The organism is Pseudomonas sp. NFX71 (assembly GCF_048079215.1).
Classification (GTDB): Bacteria; Pseudomonadota; Gammaproteobacteria; order Pseudomonadales; family Pseudomonadaceae; genus Aquipseudomonas; species Aquipseudomonas fluorescens_B.
Genome location: NZ_CP182230.1, coordinates 2,721,756 through 2,738,925, shown reverse-complemented (window position 1 = coordinate 2,738,925; position 17,170 = coordinate 2,721,756). Strand labels below are relative to the sequence as shown.

The following is a 17,170-nucleotide window of genomic DNA, read 5'->3' as shown; positions in this document are numbered from 1 at the left end:
ACACCTCGCCAACCGGTACATTGCCCTCGCTCATTCAAGAAACTACGGTTTGCCCGCCCTCCCGCGGGCTTTTTTTTGCCTTCAGGAAACACTGGTCGACTGGATTAAAACCAGCGGCTCTTTGTGCTTTTGCAGCACGGGCAACTCCAGACGCGCTCGCCCATAAAACGCCAGCGCGGTCAGCAAACACGCCAGCCAGACGAAGATCCCGGCCCAGAGGGTGTGGGACATGTAATGCCAGCCTTGCAGAACCCGAGTCGTGCCGTAGACGAAACCGAGGAGCAGCGAGCCGTACATCAGCGCTTTCGAATGGCGCCAGCGGTAACGGCGCGCAACAAAGTACAGCGCAAGCATGGTGAACCCGCCCGAAGCATGCCCGCCCGGCCAGCAGCGGCCATCGCCGGCCTCCCTGAACAACTGGAAGTTGCTGTACCACTCCATATGGGCAATTTTTCCGCCGTAGAGGGTCGTTTCAATCGGGCAATACACGCTGGTGTGCGACTTGAGGAAATGAATCACACCGGTGCAAATGGCAAACGCGAACACCACAAACAGAAAGTCCCGACGATGGTCGTGGGTAAATCGCAGCACCGAAGCGGCTTTGCTCCGCACCAGAAAACGGCCAAGGCGCGGATGCTTCTGCGGGTTGGTCAGCGGCCAGACAAACGACAGCATCGCGCCGATCAACGCGAGTTCACCGGTCCAGTTCGGAATGATGCGCGCCCACTTGTGGGTGAGCTTTTCAAAGAAGTGAACCTGGTCGAGCGGAAACGTCTGGGTCACCGGATCAAAAAACAGATTGCTGAACGCGATGTCGATTTTCGTCATGTCGAACAACAGGAAAACCATCGCCGCACAGGCCAGCGGAATACCGAAATTGAAGCCGTAAAAGCGCAGGGAATTACTCATTGGGCGGTCACCGTGCGCCAGTCGGAAGCTTCGATGAAACCGAGCATTTGCGGTGTTTGTGGTGTGGCGGCGGAGATAAACAAAGAGGCACCGTAACCGAGGGTGGCAGCCGGTAACTTGAGGTCTTTCTCAATCTGCGCCATGCATTCGCTGTGAGTCACCAGAATCAGATTGCGACCTGCCACTTTGTGCGCCAGCGCGTCGCGCAGCATCGTGCCCTTGCAGCTGATCAGCCAGTCTTCATTGGCGCTCACCTTGTTGAACATATAGCCGGCGGTCTGTGCGGTACGAATCATCGGGCTGTTGTAGATGTCTGCCTTTTCCAGTCCCAACTGTTCGAACTGCGCACCGACACTCACCGCGACACTGCGGGAGCGATCGGTAATGCCGTCATTGCCACTCAGGCACGCGGCTTTGGAGTGATCGCAGCGCTCGACATGACGCACCAGCACAATCAGGTCCCCCTTGGCCCAGTCGCTCAGTAACGCCTGGGCGCCGGCGACATTGCCGTGGGCCAGGTCTGGCACCGCCGCAGGCCGCAGCAGCCAGACCGTCAGCGGAATCACCAACAGCACAGAGGCCAGCACTACCGCAGTATTTCGATAGCGGGTCAAACGGCTCAGATCAATCGAGCGCGTTACCCCGAACAGATTCAGTCTCAGTTCCACATCAGGCCGCCTCACCGGCATGCATCCCTTGATTCGATGCCGCGAGGGTAGGGAGCCAGGCGTCCGCTAGGGGTGAAACCGATGTGAAAAAAAGCTTAATTCACCCTCAAAAACCTTGTTACACATCGCTCCAACAAAATCCTTTCAGCTCTCGTGCTTGCTGCCGATACAGACCTGCTACATATCCTTGGCTACCAAAAACAACAATCTTCCAGCCAACCGACGACCAAAAAGCGCAACGTTCCTGGAGGAATTTGATGAATAGCTGGTTCGGCAACATCAGCGTGAACATGAAACTGGGCCTGGGGTTTGGCCTGGTCCTGGCACTGACCTGCATCCTCGCCCTCACCGGCTGGACAAGCCTGGGCGGCTTGATTGACCGCAGCAACTGGATGAGCGACATCACCCAGCTCAATGCCGGCCTGACCAAACTGCGTGTGGTTCGCCTGCAATACATGCTGACCAACGGCGATGAAACCGCCGCACAGAATGTACAGACCACCCTGGATGCGTTTGCCGCCCAGCAACAAGCGCTGCTGGTGAAATTCAAGAGCCCGGAAAACATCAAGCTGCTCAAAGAGCAAGGCACGCAGATTGAGGCGTACAAAACGTCCCTGAACAAAATGCGCAGCGCCTACCGCACCGGCAACAGCGCACGCGACGCCATGGGCGCCAATGCGGAAAACGCGTACTCGCTGATCAACGCCATCAACACCCACGTACAGCAAATGCCACTGAGCGATCAGCGCTTCGACCAATTCCAGGCCATCACCGCCGCCAAGGAAGCGTTCATGCTGGCCCGCTACGAAGTGCGCGGCTACACCGCGACCACCAACGCCGAGACCGAGCAGAAAGCCGTCGGCCAACTGGACGCGGCCATCGCCAGCCTGAAACAACTGAATGTGCATTTCGCCGACTCTCAGCAGGACGCCCTGCGTCAACTGGAAACCGCGCTGCACAATTACCGCAGCGCTTTGCAGGCCTATAAGACCGCGAGCGTCGATGCGGTGCAGGCACGCAAGGAGATGACCGACCAGGGCGGCGCCATCGTGAGCCTCAGCGAGCAGCTGTATCAGATCCAGCTCGACCGTCGTGACGCCGAAAGCGCACAGGCCCGCACCCTGCAACTGATCAGTACCTTGCTGGCGTTGCTGGTGGGCGTCATTGCCGCCGTGATCATCACCCGTCAGATCACCGGCCCGCTGCGCGACACGCTGGCCGTGGTTGAACGCATCGCCAGCGGCGACCTGTCCCAGGACGTCAAGGTCACTCGCCGCGATGAACTCGGTGTGTTGCAGCAAGGCATCGCACGCATGGGCGTGACCCTGCGCGACTTGATCAGTGGCATCCGCGACGGCGTGACCCAGATCGCCAGCGCTGCCGAAGAACTGTCGGCCGTGACCGGGCAGACCAGCGCCGGCGTGAACAGCCAGAAGATCGAGACCGATCAGGTGGCCACCGCCATGCACGAAATGACGGCCACCGTGCAGGAAGTCGCACGCAACGCCGAAGAAGCCTCGCAAGCCGCAGCCGCTGCCGACGGCGAAGCCCGCGAAGGCGACAAGGTGGTCAACGAAGCCATCGCCCAGATCGAACGCCTGGCCAGCGAAGTGGCGCGTTCCACCGAAGCCATGAGCGTGTTGCAACAGGAAAGCGACAAGATCGGCAGCGTCATGGACGTGATCAAGGCCGTCGCCGAGCAGACCAACCTGCTGGCGCTCAACGCTGCCATCGAAGCCGCCCGTGCCGGTGAAGCCGGTCGTGGTTTTGCGGTGGTGGCCGACGAGGTTCGTGGCCTGGCCCAGCGCACGCAGAAATCCACCGAGGAAATCGAAGGCCTGGTGGCGGGTCTGCAAAACGGCACGCAACAAGTGTCGACCGTGATGAACAACAGCCGCACCCTCACCGACAGCAGCGTCGCCCTGACCCGCAAGGCCGGTGTGTCACTGGAAAACATCACCCGCACAGTGTCCAACATCCAGTCGATGAACCAGCAGATCGCCGCGGCTGCCGAACAGCAAAGCGCCGTGGCCGAAGAGATCAGCCGCAGCATCATCAATGTGCGCGACGTGTCCGAACAGACCGCCGCGGCCAGCGACGAAACGGCCAAGTCCAGTGTTGAACTGGCACGGTTGGGTAATCAGTTGCAGATGATGGTCAGCCATTTCCGCGTCTGACATTCAGTCAGCATTGAATCACTGACCCCATCGCGGGCAAGCCCGCGATGGCTTTCGACAAGCAACAGATAATTCGGATCCGCCCGGCCTGGTATTCACCGCTCTATCTGGCGCCAAGGCAGATCTGACTCGACCCCGCCGCGTTACACACTGATCGCATTGGTAAACACCAACCGATTGCCGAACGGGTCGGCGATGGTCATGTCCTGGCTGCCCCACGGCATGGCCTGGATCTGTGGGTGCGAAAACTTGTATTCCTTGGCGAGCAATTGCTGCTGGAACGCTTCCAGTTCATCGGTCTCGATGCGCAGCGCCGAACCCGGTGTGCTGTCGCCGTGGTGCTCGGACAAATGCAGCACGCATTCGCCACGGGACACTTGCAGGTACAACGGAAAATCCGACTCGAAACGATGCTGCCAGTCGATCTTGAAACCGAGGAAGTCGACGTAGAACTCCACGGCTTTGTTTTCGTCGAAAATCCGCAGGATCGGGGTGGTTTTGCCGCAGCTCATAAAGTTGCTCCCAGACTGGAAAGGCCCAGAGTGTAGCCGGGCTAGTGTCAGCGCTTCGGCTTGGCGAGGGCTTTCTTTAATCGCAATGTGCCACCACTGTGACGCAGCACTCGAAATGCTTACTGAAACCCGTCACGCAAATCCCCTTCCCGCGCCAGAAACCGCCCTTCCCTTCTGCCGTTTGCCTGCCCTTCACTGTAACTCAACACACCGTTGACCCACACGCCGTCGATGCCTTCTGCCGCGCGTTGCGGGTCACTGAAATCGGCGACATCGCGAATGGTTGCAGGATTGAACAACACCAGGTCCGCCCAATGCCCTTCACGGATTTCGCCGCGCTGTTTCAAGCCGAATCGCGCCGCGGACAATCCGGTCATTTTGTGCACCGCCGTGTACAGCGGAAACAGCCCGACATCGCGACTGAAATGTCCGAGCACCCGCGGGAATGCGCCCCACAGCCGCGGATGCGGAAACGGGTCTTCCGGCAGTCCGTCAGAGCCGACCATCGACAGCGGATGCGCGAGGATTCTTCGCACATCGTTCTCGTCCATTCCGTAATACACCGCGCCGGCCGGTTGCAGTCGGCGAGCAGCTTCGAGCAATGGCACGCTCCATTCCGCAGCAATGTCCAGCAGGTCGCGACCGCCCAATTCCGGGTGTGGTGTGGACCAGGTAATAGTGATGCGATGGGCGTCGGTGACTTGCTTGAGGTCCAGGGTCGAAGAGCTCGCCGCGTAGGGATAACAATCGCAGCCCACCGGGTGGGTTTTCGCGGCCGCTTCAAGCGACGCCAACAGCTGAGGACTCCGCCCCCAGTTACCGGCGCCGGCACATTTGAGGTGGGAAATGATCACCGGTGACTTCGCATGGCGACCGATCTTGAACGCCTCGTCCATGGCTTCCAGCACCGGCTCGAATTCGCTGCGTAAATGGGAGGTGTACACCGCACCGAACGCGGTCAGTTCTTCGGTCAGTTGCATCACTTCATCGGTGGAGGCCGAGAAGGCGCTGGCGTAAGCCAGGCCTGTGGATAAGCCCAAAGCGCCCGCTTCAAGGCTTTCACGCAGTTGCTCACGCATCGCGCTGATTTCATCCGGCGTGGCGGTGCGGAACAGGTCGTCGAGGTGATTGCTGCGCAACGCGGTGTGGCCCACCAGTGCGGCGACGTTCAACGTGGTGTTCGCCGCCTCGACCGCCGTGCGGTAGTCGCGGAAGGTCGGATAAACGAAGGCCGCCGAGGTACCGAGCAAGTTCATCGGGTCGGGTGGATCACCTTTCAAACTTACCGGCGAAGCGCTGATCCCGCAGTTGCCCACAATGACGGTGGTCACGCCCTGGCTGAGCTTGGGCAGCATCTGCGGCTGGCGGATCACCACCGTGTCGTCGTGGGTGTGCACATCGATGAAACCTGGCGCCAGCACCCTCCCTGCCGCGTCGATTTCTTCAGTGGCTGTGGCGTCGTGCAAGTCGCCGATGCGCTCGATGCGGCCATTCAGAATCGCCAGGTCGGCGGGGTAACCGGGGGCGTTGCTGCCGTCGATGATCAGAGCGTTGCGAATCAGCGTGTCGTACTTCATGTCAGTCTCCCAGCGGCAAGTGATCGTCGCCGCCGCGGTAATCGTCCAGGGCAAGTTTGATCCGCCGCAGACGCTCTTGATTGTCTTCAGGATTGGCCAGCGCCAGTTCGGTGGCAAGCACGTCGATGGCCAGCAGCATGCCGTAGCGCGCCGCCGTGGGTTTGTAGATGAACGAGGTTTCGACGCCCTGCAGCGGCAGCAGCACATCGGCCAATTGCGCCAGCGGCGAGTCGGCCCGGGTGATGGCGACAATCCGTGCGCCGTAGTTGCGCGCCAGCGCGACGGCTTCGAGCAATTCTGGAGTGATGCCGGTCAGCGAACACACAATAACCGCGTGTTCCGCGCCCAGGCTGGCGGCAGTGACACGCATCATCACCGGGTCGTGGCACGCCGAAATCGGGTAACCGAACCGCACCAGCCGCACCTGCAGTTCATCGCTGCACAAGGTCGAGCAACCGCCCATGCCGAACGCATGAATCATCCGCGCCTTGCCCAGCAGTTTGACTGCATCAGCAAAACGCGACTCGTCGAACGCCGCCAGATGCTGGCGCAAAGTGGACTCGATATCGCCGACGATCTGCCCGTAGAACGCCGACTGATCGGGCGTACCCGCCGGGTCGAGAAAACGGCTGCCGACGCCGCTGGCCTGAGCCAGTTGCAGGCGCAAGTCCCGCAAGTCGCGGCAACCCACGGTGCGGGCGAAACGCGACAGCGTGGCGGTGCTGACTTCCGCTTTCAGCGCCAGCTCATCGAGGCTGGCGGCAGAGGCAAACCCTACGTCGTCGAGCATCAGCCGGGCGATGCGTCCTTCGCCGGCGCTGAAGGAATCCTGACGGGCGCGGATCTGATAGAGGATGTCCATGGCAGGCGGCTCCGGTTAAATCAGGTAAGAAAGACCTACGGTCAACGCAAAGGCGACCACGGAAATGATGGTCTCCAGCACGGTCCAGGTCTTGAAGGTCTGGGCGACGCTCATGTTGAAGTATTCCTTGATCAACCAGAAGCCGCCGTCGTTGACGTGGGAAAAGATCACCGACCCCGCGCCCGTCGCCAGCACCAGCAACTCCGGATGCGGATAGCCCAGCCCAATGGCCACCGGCGCGACGATGCCCGAGGCGGTGGTCATGGCCACGGTGGCAGAGCCAGTGGCAATGCGCATCAGCGCGGCGAACAGCCAGCCCATCAGCAGCGGCGACAGGTGAAATTCATGGGCCAGGCTGACGATCTGATCGGTCACCCCGGCGTCCACCAGAATCCGGTTCAACCCGCCGCCAGCGCCGACCAGCAGGGTGATGCTGGCGGTCGGCGCTAGGCATTCGTTGGTGAACTTGAGGATCGATTCGCGGTTGAAGCCCTGGGCGATGCCGAGGGTCCAGAAGCTCAGCAAGGTCGCCAGCAGCAAGGCGATTACCGAGTTGCCGATGAACAGCAGAAACTGGTTGAAGCCGCTACCCGGCGTGGAAATCAGGTTGGCCCAGCCGCCGATCAGCATCAGCACCACCGGCAGCAGAATGGTCGCCATGGTGATGCCGAAACCCGGCAGGCTGTCGCGTGGTTCGCGTTCGAGGAACTGCCGCTCCAGCGGGTTTTCCGCCGGCAATTGAATGCGCGGCACGATGAACCTGGCGTACAGCGGACCGGCGATGATCGCGGTCGGAATGCCGATCAGAATCGCGTACATCAAAGTCTGCCCGACCGACGCCCCATACACCTGCACCGCCAGCATCGCCGCCGGGTGCGGCGGCACCAGGGCATGCACCACCGAGAGCCCGGCGACCATCGGCAAACCGACCATCAGGATCGACACCCCGACGCGGCGCGCCACGGTAAAGGCGATCGGTACCAGCAACACAAAACCGACCTCGAAGAACAACGGCAGCCCGACCAGGAACGCGATGCAGACCATCGCCCAGTGTGCGTTCTTCTCGCCGAAACGATCGATCAAGGTCCGCGCCACCTGCTCGGCACCGCCGGACTCGGCCATCATCTTGCCGAGCATCGTGCCCAGCGCCACCACCAGCGCGATATGCCCCAGGGTCTTGCCGACGCCGGCCTCGTACGCACCGACCACCCCGGACGGCGGCATGCCGGCCAGCAGCGCGAGGCCGATGGACACCAGGGTGATGACGATGAAGGGATTAAGCCGGTAACGGGCGATCAGAACGATCAGGGCAATGATGGCGATGGCGGCATACACCAGCAGCCAATAGCCGAAGGACAGGGTCATGCGGTACTCCTCGAAAGGGTCACGTCGAAAGTTTTGTGAAACGCTTAAAACATTTCGAAGCGTGAAACTCAAACGAGGTGAAAGTAATTTTCGTGGAGGGGTAAGGGTTGTCGCGCAGAGGCATGCGAGGTCGGCGGATATGAAAATCGGGCAGGCGGATTTTCATCGCGCCTGCCCGATGTTACTCAGTCGTGACTCACCCGCGCACGCTTGAGCAACTTCTTGCAACGCTCGGACAAGTGCAGCACGCGCAGGTGCTTGCCGGCCTTGGCGTAGCGTTCGCGCAGGGTCTTGAGCGCCGCGATGGCTGAGTAATCGACGAAGCTCAGGTGACGGCAGTCGATCGTCACCACGGACGGGTCATTGGCCGGGTCGAACTGATTGAGAAAAGGCGTCGTCGAGGCGAAGAACAGCGTGCCATGCAGCAAGTAAAGCTTGCTGCCGTCAGCTTCGAGGTGACTGTCGGCATACAGTTCGCGAGCCTGCTGCCAGGCGAAGTTGAGCGCGGCAATGATGATCCCGCACAGCACGGCGGTGGCCAGATCGGTGAACACGGTAATGACCGTCACCGCGACGATCACCAGCACGTCATTCAACGGCACCTTGTTCACGACCCGCAGCGAAGCCCAGGCGAAGGTTTGCTGCGACACCACGAACATCACCCCGACCAGTGCCGCCAGCGGGATGCGCTCGATCAAGGGTGATAAAAACAGGATGAACAGCAGAATCAGCACACCGGCCACCACGCCGGACAGCCGGCCACGACCTCCGGAACTGAGGTTGATCACGGTCTGGCCGATCATCGCGCAGCCACCCATGCCGCCAAACACACCGGACACCATGTTGGCCGCGCCCAGCGCCACGCACTCGCGATCCGGAAAGCCACGGCTTTCGGTGATTTCATCGGTGAGGTTCAGGGTCAGCAGGGTTTCCAGCAGACCGACCAGCGCCATCAGGATCGCGTAAGGCGCGATGATGCGCAGGGTGTCCAGCGTCCATGGAATGTCCGGCCAGGCAAACGTCGGCAAGCCGCCGGCGATGTGTGCCATGTCGCCGAGCGTGCGGGTCGGCAGGCCGAGCAGATAAACCGCCAGCCCCACGCCAAGAATCGCCACCAATGCCGGTGGCACCGCACGCGTCAGACGCGGCAGCAGATAGACAATCGCCATCGTCAGCGCCACCAGCCCCGTCATCACATACAACGGCGTGCCGCTGAGCCAGGCGTCACCGCTCTTGAAGTGTTCGAGTTGCGCCAACGCAATGATGATCGCCAGGCCGTTGACGAAGCCGAGCATCACCGGGTGCGGCACCATGCGTACCAGCTTGCCGAGTTTCAGCAACCCGAACGCCAGCATGATCAGGCCACCCAGCAACACCGTCGCGAGTAAATATTGCACACCGTGCTGCACCACCAACGCGACGATCACTACGGCCATCGAACCGGCCGCGCCCGACACCATGCCCGGCCGGCCGCCGAACAGCGCAGTCAGGGTGCAAATGATGAACGCTCCATAAAGCCCCATCAGCGGGTTGAGGTGGGCGACCAGCGCGAAGGCGATGCATTCGGGAAGCAGGGCAAATGAGGTGGTGAGCCCGGCCAGGAGATCGGCGCGCAGACGTTTTGCTTTCATGGGAACAGGACACAGCAGGGATAGAGGGGGCGGATGTTACGGAATTGAGCCTGGCCCGGCCAGTTGCCGTGCGGCTGAAAAAGCAATCGCGGGCAAGCCACGCTCCCACAGGATTTGCGTCGTTCACCCAATGTGTGAACGACGCAAATCCTGGCGGAGCGTGGCTTGCCCGCAATGAACGATGACTCGGTCTACAGCGAACTCAAACCATCTCGTCCCGAATCCACTCAACCACAGACGTCCGCTGCGGCGCCCAACCCAGCAGTTCCCGCGCATGCTTGCCGCGCACACGGCTGTTGGAACCCAAACCATAGTTGGCCATTTCATAACCCCACTCGGCCTCGGCATCCTTCAGTGGCCAGTCTTGTGGCTCACCCAGCTTCAACGCTTCGGCAATCGCCGTGGTCATGTCGATGAACGACGCTTCACCGCTTTCAACGAAGTAGAACGTGCCCGGTACGTTTTTGGTCAGCGCCAGCAGGTACAGGGAAACAACGTCTTCGATGTGCACGTTGGACCAGATGTTCTGGCCCGTGCCGACATGACGAACCACGCCACTTTTGCGCGCCTGTTTCAGCAGGCGCGGCAGCTGCACGCTGTCACGCTTGACGCCCAGGCTGTGGCCGTAGATCAGGGTGTTGCAGATCACGGCCGAGTTCACGCCGTCTTTCGCTGCGGCGAGGATCAGGTTGTCGATGGCCACGCGTGCAGCCTTGTCGACGGTCGGCTCCGGCAAGCTGTCTTCGTCATAGATGACGTCGCTGGATTTACCGCCCGACGCATCGCCGACGATGCTCGAACCGCTGGTGTGCAGGAACACTTTGTTGGAACCGCGCAAGGCATTGAGCAACGCTTCCACCGCGCCGCGATGATCGCTGCTGGCGGCGTTGATCACGGCGTCGGCAGCGTGGGCCTGTTCAGCCAGCAGTGCGCTGTCGTCAAGAGTACCGATGACCGGGGTGATGCCCAAAGCGCGCAATTCATTGGCCTGTTCGGTGCTGCGCACCAGGCCGGTAACTGTGTGGCCCGCGCGGACCAGACCCGTGGCGATGGAGCCGCCGATAAAACCGGCAGCGCCGGTAACGAATACGTTCATGGAGAAACTCCCTGCGTGAATAAGTGATGCAACGAGTATCAAGTAGTCATCGCGGACGAAAAATCCCCGTTGACCCAATTCACTCTTGCGCAGGGATCACGAATCAGCCCTTGAAATCCGAGTTCGCGTAGACCGCCAATTTGCCCTGGATGAAGTCCAGGAAGCATTGAATCCGCAAGGCCAGTTGCGAGTTGCGGTAGTACACCGCGTTGATCGGTTGGCGATAGCCGCTGTTGAAATCCGCCAGCAGCACCTTCAGGCGCCCGGCGCGGATGTCGTCGATGGTCATGAAATGCGAGAGGCTGGCAATGCCCTGGCCTTCCAGCGCCAGGTGCCTGATCGTCTCACCGCTGGACGCGCTGATCGACGCTTGAATCGGCCAGCGATCGCCATGCACATAACGCAACGGCCATTGGTTGAGCCCTTCGTTATTCGTAAAGCCCAGCAGCGCGTGCCCCGTCAGGTCCTCGACCACCATCGGAGTGCCATGTTGCTCAAGGTAGGCCGGGCTGGCGACGATGTGCAGCGGGCTGCAACCCAGCGAACGGGCGTGCAGGGTCGAGTCGGCCAGGGTGCCGATGCGGATGGCGATGTCGGTACTCTGTTCGAGCAGGTCGATGATCAGGTCGTTGCTGTTGAGCTCCAGCTGAATGTCCGGGTAGAGCCGGCGGAACTCATCGATGTACGGCACGATGGCGTGCAGCATGAACGGCGAGGCGGCGTTGATCCGCAGACGCCCGGACGGGGTTTGCTGGCGTGAGTTGAGGCGCTCTTCGAGTTCGTCCATCTGATCGAGAATCAGCTTGGCGTGCTCGAAGAAATACTTCCCTTCCTCGGTCAGGTCCATGCGTCGCGTGGTGCGGTTGATCAGTGTGGTGTCGAGCTTGGCCTCCAGCCGCGACAGCGTGCGACTGACCGCCGAAGGCGTTTGCCCGACCTGCTCGGCCGCAGCCGAAATCGAACCGCACTCAATCACGCAGACGAAAATCTGCAACTCATCGGATCTGGCTTTCACATGTGTCCCTTATCGATAGTCCGGCGCAAATTCACTGTGCAAAAGAAGCCTGATGTGGCGAGGGAGCTTGCTCCCGCTCGGCGGCGGCGCCGTCGTGAATCAGCCTGCAGGGTCCGCCTGATTCACCGCGTTCGCTGATTTGGGGTCCGCTTCGCGCACCAGCGAGAGCAAGCTCCCTCGCCACAAAAAAGCCCTCGTCACAGTTCAGTGCCTGCTACAGGTATCGATAGTAGCCGAGCCTTAAGCCTTGAGGCCAAACACCTCTTTCAAATGCTGTTCATAACGCGCCACGTCGGCTTCGATGTTCGGGCGCTTCATCACGTCAACGCACAGGAACGTTGGCAAACCGGTCATGCCGATGAACTCGTTGGCCTTGTGGAACGGGAAGTACACCGCGTCCACGCCCTTGGCTTCGAAGAAGTCGGTCGGGTCGTCGAAGGCTTGCTGCGGCGCGTTCCAGGTCAGCGACAACATGTATTGCTTGCCCTGCACCAGACCGCCGCTGCCGTACTTTTGCGAGGCGTCGGAACGGGTGCGACCGTCGCTGGCGTAGAGGCTGCCGTGGCCCTCGGTGAAAACTTCGTCGATGTACTTCTTCACCGTCCACGGCGCGCCCATCCACCAGCCGGGCATCTGATAAATGATCACGTCTGCCCAGAGGAATTTGGCGACTTCTTCGGCGACGTCGTAACCCTCGTCGATGAACGTGGCCTTCACGTCAACGCCGCCGCGATCCAGCACGCTCAACGCGGCTTCATGCAGGGTGGCGTTGTAGCGGCCGTCGGAGTGAGCAAACTTTTTGCCGCCATTGAGCAACAGGACTTTTTTCATGGGAAATCTCGGAAGGGTCAGAAATTGGATGGCGGCAGGTTAATGGCCCGCCTCGCGCGGAATAAGCCCTGAATTCACAAAACTAATTTGACCCATACGCACGAATCAACAGGCGATTGTTGCCATAAACTTGCGCCGATTCTGAACTTGAGGAGATTTTTGATGAGTGAAATGCAAGGCTTCATCCTGCACGCCAAGACCCGCCCGGAAAAATCCGACGCCTTCGAAGCGTTCTTCCGTGGCTATGTAGAAGCGAGCCGCGCCGAGCCCGGCTGCATCGAGTACCACATGCTGCGCGACAAACAGGACCCGACGCTGTTTATCTTCTTCGAGATCTGGCAATCCCAGGCCCACCTCGACGTGCACTCGAACCTGCCGCACATGAAGCAGTTCCTTGAGCAACGCGAGGAATACCTGGAGCGGGATTTCGAGATCCGCGCCATCGAGATGCTCAGCCCGTCGTCCGCTACCCGCTGACCAGCAAGTGGCCGCCAAGTACACCGAGGCCAATGAAAAACACGCGCTTGAACAAGGGGGCGCTGATCCGCTGCCGTAGCCACTGGCCCAGCAACATGCCCAGCACGGCCGGGATCAGTGCCAGCAATGACGCGCTCAGCTCGCCACTGCCCAACGCCCCACGCCACAACAGGCCAGCGGCGAGTGCGAGGGTCGACACCGTGAACGACAGGCCCAGCGCCTGCACCAGTTCATCCTTGCTCAAACCCAGTGCTTGCAGGTACGGCACCGCCGGAATCACGAAGACGCCGGTAGCCGAGGTGATGACGCCGGTCAGCACGCCGCACAGCGGCCCTGACCAGCGTTCGGCCTGGTTGCCGATGCGCAAGGTCGGCAGGAACAACCCGCTCAGCGCGTAGAGCAGCAACGCCGCGCCCAGGCCTCGCACCACCCAATGACCGCCGGCCATGCCGATCCACAACGTACCGGCGCCGGTACCGATGAAGATCGCCAGCAGCATCGGCCACAGCCGTTTGACCAGCCCACGCAAATGCCCGCCGAATGCCAGTTGCCAGACGTTGGTCAGGGTCGCGGGAATGATCAGCAACGCCGCAGCCTGCGACGGCGCCATAGCCAGACCGAGCAGCCCCATGGCGATGGTCGGCAGGCCGAGACCGATGACCCCCTTGATCATGCCGGCCAGCAGGAAGGTCGCAATGACCAGCAGGGAAAGGGCCAGGCCGAGGTTTTGATAAAACGCAGAGAGTGTATTCATGGGCTTATCCTGAGCCCGGAATGGCTGCGTGAAAATCTGCCATACACTGAGGGTGCCTCTTGTTTTTTCAGAGGCTTAAAATTCATTGCTTCCACTGACGCCATCGCGAGCAGGCTCGCTCCCACAGTTAAACGCGTCGTCCGGTCTGACGCGGACAAATGTGGGAGCGAGCCTGCTCGCGATGGCGTCCGTCCAGACAACACATATTCTGAGGTTGCTGTAATGCACTTCGACCTGACCGACCTGCGTCTCTACCTGAACATCCTCGACACCGGCAACATCACCGCCGGCGCCGCTCGCAGCCATTTATCCCTGGCGGCGGCAAGCGCACGAATCCGCGCCATGGAGTCATCGCTAGGCATCGATTTCCTCGAACGCGGTCGTCGCGGCGTAACCCCCACGCCTGCCGGAAAAGCCCTGGCGCAACACGCCCGACTGCTGCTGCAACACGCTGACCGCATGCAACAGGACCTGGCTGAATACGCCAAAGGCGTCAAAGGTCAGGTGCGTTTACTGTGCAACACCACAGCGATCACCGAGCACCTGCCGGAAGTGCTGGCAGACTTTCTGTGCCGTCATCCCAACCTCGACATTGACCTGCAAGAGTTGCCCAGCGCCCGTATCACTCACGCCCTGCGCCAGGGCGCTGCAGACCTTGGCATCGTCTCCGACGCCGTGGACACCCACGCCCTCGAGACCCTGCCCTTTCGCGATGATCCGCTGGTGCTGATCATGCCGCCCGACCATCCCCTGGCGAACGGCGCGACACCAAACTTCAGCGACACCCTGCATCACGATTACGTTGGCCTGAGCGCCAACAGTGCACTGGCGGTGTACCTCGAAGAACAGGCGCTGCACGCGGGGATGCGCCTGCAAATCCGCATCCGTGCGGAAGGTTTCGACGGTGTGATGCGCATGGTCGCTCGCGGCGCCGGGCTGGCGATTGTGCCGCTGGCAGCGATCCAGCGCCGGGCCGTCGATCAACCGCTCAAGAGCTTCGCCCTGAAGGAAGACTGGGCACAGCGCAAACTGTTGTTGTGCGCACGTTCATTCACTGGCCTGCCCGGTTATGCCAGAGCCTTGCTCGACGCGTTGCGCGCGCCTTGAAAACCGGTGTTTGGCCCAACTGGCACCTATATGACGAAGGCCGCGCAGAGTAATATCTGCCCCTTCAAATCAGGCCTGGCCACAACAACCAAAAAGGGAACCAGATGGCGGATGAAATATTGCAACCGGCAACGCTCAAGCGGGGGTTGAAAAATCGACACATTCAACTGATCGCATTGGGCGGCGCCATTGGTACGGGGCTGTTCCTGGGCTCTGCCGGAGTGCTCAAGTCCGCCGGACCGTCGATGATCCTCGGCTACGCGATTGCCGGTTTCATTGCGTTCCTGATCATGCGCCAACTGGGCGAGATGATTGTTGAAGAACCGGTGGCCGGCTCGTTCAGCCACTTCGCTCACAATTACTGGGGCGGCTTTGCCGGTTTCCTGTCCGGCTGGAACTACTGGGTGCTGTATGTGCTGGTGGGCATGGCCGAGCTGACAGCCGTCGGCAAGTACGTGCAGTTCTGGTGGCCGGAGGTGCCGACCTGGGTCAGCGCGGCGGTATTCTTCGTGCTGGTCAACCTGATCAACACCTTGAACGTCAAAGTCTTCGGCGAGATGGAATTCTGGTTCGCGATCATCAAGGTCGTGGCCATCATCGGCATGATCCTCCTCGGCTGCTACATGCTGTTCAGCGGCACCGGCGGCCCGCAAGCATCGGTGAGCAACCTGTGGAGTCACGGCGGTTTCTTCCCCAACGGCACGACCGGTCTGCTGATGGCGATGGCGTTCATCATGTTCTCCTTCGGCGGCCTGGAACTGGTCGGCATCACCGCCGCTGAAGCCAGCGAGCCAAGAAAGGTCATTCCCAAGGCCATCAACCAGGTGGTGTATCGGGTGTTGATCTTCTACGTCGGCGCACTCACCGTGTTGTTGTCGCTGTATCCGTGGGACCAACTGCTACAAACACTGGGCGCTTCGGGCGACGCCTACAGCGGCAGTCCGTTCGTGCAGATTTTTGCCTTGATCGGTAGCGACACCGCCGCGCAAATCCTCAACTTCGTGGTACTCACCGCCGCGCTCTCGGTCTACAACAGCGGCGTCTACTGCAACAGCCGCATGCTCTATGGCCTGGCCGAACAAGGCGATGCACCCAAGGTGTTGATGAAGCTGAACAAGCAAGGCGTTCCGTTACTGGCGCTGGGCGTATCGGCGCTGATCACGATGTTGGCCGTGGTGGTCAACTACGTCGCTCCGCATGAAGCGCTTGAGATGCTGTTTGCCCTGGTGGTCGCCTCGCTGATGATCAACTGGGCGCTGATCAGCCTCACGCACCTGAAGTTTCGCAAGGCCATGGTTCTGCGCGGCATCGTGCCAGGCTTCAAGGCATTCTGGTCGCCCTACACCAATTACCTGTGCCTGGCGTTCATGGCCGTGATCATCTGCGTCATCTGGATGATTCCACCGGTGCGCGCCTCGGTGTACGCCATGCCGGTGTGGGTATTGGTCATCTACGGATGCTACCGGTTGCGCATGGCCCGGCATCGAAACCTGCCAGTGGCGCAATAAACACTGATAAAAAAACGCCCCGGCATTCGATGAATACCGGGGCGTTTTTTATGGGACGCGCTCATGAACGAGCGTTTCTGGACACCCCGATGTCGAGCACAGACAACTGATGCCGCAACAAGCCCTATACGGTGCGACTTCAGTTATCCCTCACGCTCGGAGTCATCATGTCCGCACCGATTACCGTTCTTCGCGACACCCATCCCCTGCCGGTCCTCGACGCCTGCAAATGGGAAAAACTCGAAGGCGACCCGCACACCGTCAACCTCAATGCCTACACCAGCGAAGACGGCAGCAAGATCATGGGCACCTGGATCTGCACGCCGGGCAAGTGGTACGTGGAATACGTGAAGTGGGAATACTGCGATTTCCGCGAGGGCTACTGCATCATCACCCCGGAAGGAAAGGAGCCGATCCATCTGCGTGCCGGTGATATTTTCGTCATCGAGCCGGGCATGAAAGGCACGTGGGAAGTGGTTGAAACCGTGCGCAAGTATTTCGTGTTTGCCTGATGCAAAAAAACCGGGAGATCACCCGACGTGATTTCCCGGTAAATGTCGATGCGTACATGCAGTACCTGTGGCGAGGGAGCTTGCTCCCGCTCGGCGGCGAAGCCGTCGTACAGTCAGCCAATGCGCCCTAACCGATACACCGCATTAACCCCGAACGGGTCCGCTTCGC

At 60.6% G+C, this 17,170-nt stretch carries 16 protein-coding genes and 1 pseudogene; 6 read left to right on the top strand and 11 right to left on the bottom strand.

Translation table 11 applies throughout. The annotated features are described in order from the left end of the window. Positions 1-81 precede the first annotated feature (81 nt). Entirely contained in the window at positions 82-909 is an 828-nt protein-coding gene (locus tag ACM1ZW_RS12555) for a phosphatase PAP2 family protein (RefSeq protein WP_416740637.1), read from the bottom strand. Further along, positions 906-1,577, bottom strand: coding sequence for a histidine phosphatase family protein (locus ACM1ZW_RS12550; protein ID WP_416740636.1), 672 nt, complete (start codon positions 1,575-1,577; stop codon positions 906-908). The genes ACM1ZW_RS12555 and ACM1ZW_RS12550 overlap by 4 nt, the downstream gene beginning before the upstream one ends. A 257-nt stretch (positions 1,578-1,834) precedes the next feature. On the opposite strand from ACM1ZW_RS12550, the pseudogene ACM1ZW_RS12545 reads away from it, so the two are divergent. Then, a pseudogene (locus tag ACM1ZW_RS12545) lies at positions 1,835-2,848 on the top strand (methyl-accepting chemotaxis protein); the annotation flags it as partial. Between the two features lie 42 nt (positions 2,849-2,890). Then, on the top strand, positions 2,891-3,754 hold the full coding sequence (locus ACM1ZW_RS12540) for a methyl-accepting chemotaxis protein (protein ID WP_416740812.1): 864 nt from the start codon (positions 2,891-2,893) through the stop codon (positions 3,752-3,754). 143 nt (positions 3,755-3,897) lie between these two features. On the opposite strand, the gene ACM1ZW_RS12535 is transcribed toward ACM1ZW_RS12540, so the two are convergent. The 8 genes from ACM1ZW_RS12535 to ACM1ZW_RS12500 all read right to left on the bottom strand — a co-directional run bounded on the left by ACM1ZW_RS12535 (position 3,898) and on the right by ACM1ZW_RS12500 (position 12,643). Beyond that, complete coding sequence (locus ACM1ZW_RS12535; protein WP_017336425.1) at positions 3,898-4,266, bottom strand: glyoxalase superfamily protein; 369 nt, start codon at positions 4,264-4,266, stop codon at positions 3,898-3,900. Positions 4,267-4,385: 119 nt separating this feature from the next. Next, positions 4,386-5,843 carry an N-acyl-D-amino-acid deacylase family protein gene (locus ACM1ZW_RS12530; RefSeq protein ID WP_416740635.1) on the bottom strand — a complete coding sequence of 486 codons (1,458 nt, stop codon included), beginning with the start codon at positions 5,841-5,843 and terminating at the stop codon, positions 4,386-4,388. Between the two features lies 1 nt (position 5,844). Next, on the bottom strand, positions 5,845-6,705 hold the full coding sequence (locus ACM1ZW_RS12525) for a MurR/RpiR family transcriptional regulator (RefSeq protein WP_414879324.1): 861 nt from the start codon (positions 6,703-6,705) through the stop codon (positions 5,845-5,847). Between the two features lie 15 nt (positions 6,706-6,720). Next, positions 6,721-8,070 carry a gluconate:H+ symporter gene (locus tag ACM1ZW_RS12520; protein WP_052909684.1) on the bottom strand — a complete coding sequence of 450 codons (1,350 nt, stop codon included), beginning with the start codon at positions 8,068-8,070 and terminating at the stop codon, positions 6,721-6,723. A 185-nt stretch (positions 8,071-8,255) separates the two neighbouring features. Further along, entirely contained in the window at positions 8,256-9,701 is a 1,446-nt protein-coding gene (locus tag ACM1ZW_RS12515; protein WP_416740634.1) for a SulP family inorganic anion transporter, read from the bottom strand. Between the two features lie 202 nt (positions 9,702-9,903). After that, on the bottom strand, positions 9,904-10,797 hold the full coding sequence (locus tag ACM1ZW_RS12510) for an NAD-dependent epimerase/dehydratase family protein (protein WP_416740633.1): 894 nt from the start codon (positions 10,795-10,797) through the stop codon (positions 9,904-9,906). A gap of 103 nt (positions 10,798-10,900) precedes the next feature. After that, on the bottom strand, positions 10,901-11,812 hold the full coding sequence (locus ACM1ZW_RS12505) for a LysR family transcriptional regulator (protein ID WP_084323566.1): 912 nt from the start codon (positions 11,810-11,812) through the stop codon (positions 10,901-10,903). A gap of 240 nt (positions 11,813-12,052) precedes the next feature. Then, positions 12,053-12,643, bottom strand: coding sequence for an NAD(P)H-dependent oxidoreductase (locus ACM1ZW_RS12500; protein WP_017336419.1), 591 nt, complete (start codon positions 12,641-12,643; stop codon positions 12,053-12,055). 162 nt (positions 12,644-12,805) lie between these two features. Between ACM1ZW_RS12500 and ACM1ZW_RS12495 the strand changes: the two genes are divergently transcribed. Continuing rightward, positions 12,806-13,120 (top strand): putative quinol monooxygenase, encoded by a 315-nt coding sequence (locus ACM1ZW_RS12495; RefSeq protein ID WP_017336418.1) that lies wholly within the window; start codon positions 12,806-12,808, stop codon positions 13,118-13,120. On the opposite strand, the gene ACM1ZW_RS12490 is transcribed toward ACM1ZW_RS12495, so the two are convergent. Then, a complete protein-coding gene (locus tag ACM1ZW_RS12490) occupies positions 13,110-13,874 on the bottom strand; it encodes a sulfite exporter TauE/SafE family protein (protein WP_017336417.1) in 765 nt (254 codons plus the stop codon). The genes ACM1ZW_RS12495 and ACM1ZW_RS12490 overlap by 11 nt on opposite strands. A gap of 222 nt (positions 13,875-14,096) precedes the next feature. Between ACM1ZW_RS12490 and ACM1ZW_RS12485 the strand changes: the two genes are divergently transcribed. The 3 genes from ACM1ZW_RS12485 to ACM1ZW_RS12475 all read left to right on the top strand — a co-directional run bounded on the left by ACM1ZW_RS12485 (position 14,097) and on the right by ACM1ZW_RS12475 (position 17,001). Continuing rightward, the gene (locus ACM1ZW_RS12485; RefSeq protein ID WP_416740632.1) at positions 14,097-14,981 is read left to right on the top strand and encodes a LysR substrate-binding domain-containing protein; all 885 of its coding nucleotides are present in this window, start codon (positions 14,097-14,099) and stop codon (positions 14,979-14,981) included. Positions 14,982-15,085: 104 nt separating this feature from the next. Further along, the gene (locus tag ACM1ZW_RS12480; RefSeq protein WP_416740631.1) at positions 15,086-16,489 is read left to right on the top strand and encodes an amino acid permease; all 1,404 of its coding nucleotides are present in this window, start codon (positions 15,086-15,088) and stop codon (positions 16,487-16,489) included. A 167-nt stretch (positions 16,490-16,656) separates the two neighbouring features. Next, positions 16,657-17,001: a cupin domain-containing protein gene (locus ACM1ZW_RS12475; RefSeq protein WP_008024653.1), complete on the top strand. Its 345-nt coding sequence runs from the start codon at positions 16,657-16,659 to the stop codon at positions 16,999-17,001. The last annotated feature ends 169 nt before the right edge of the window (positions 17,002-17,170 follow it).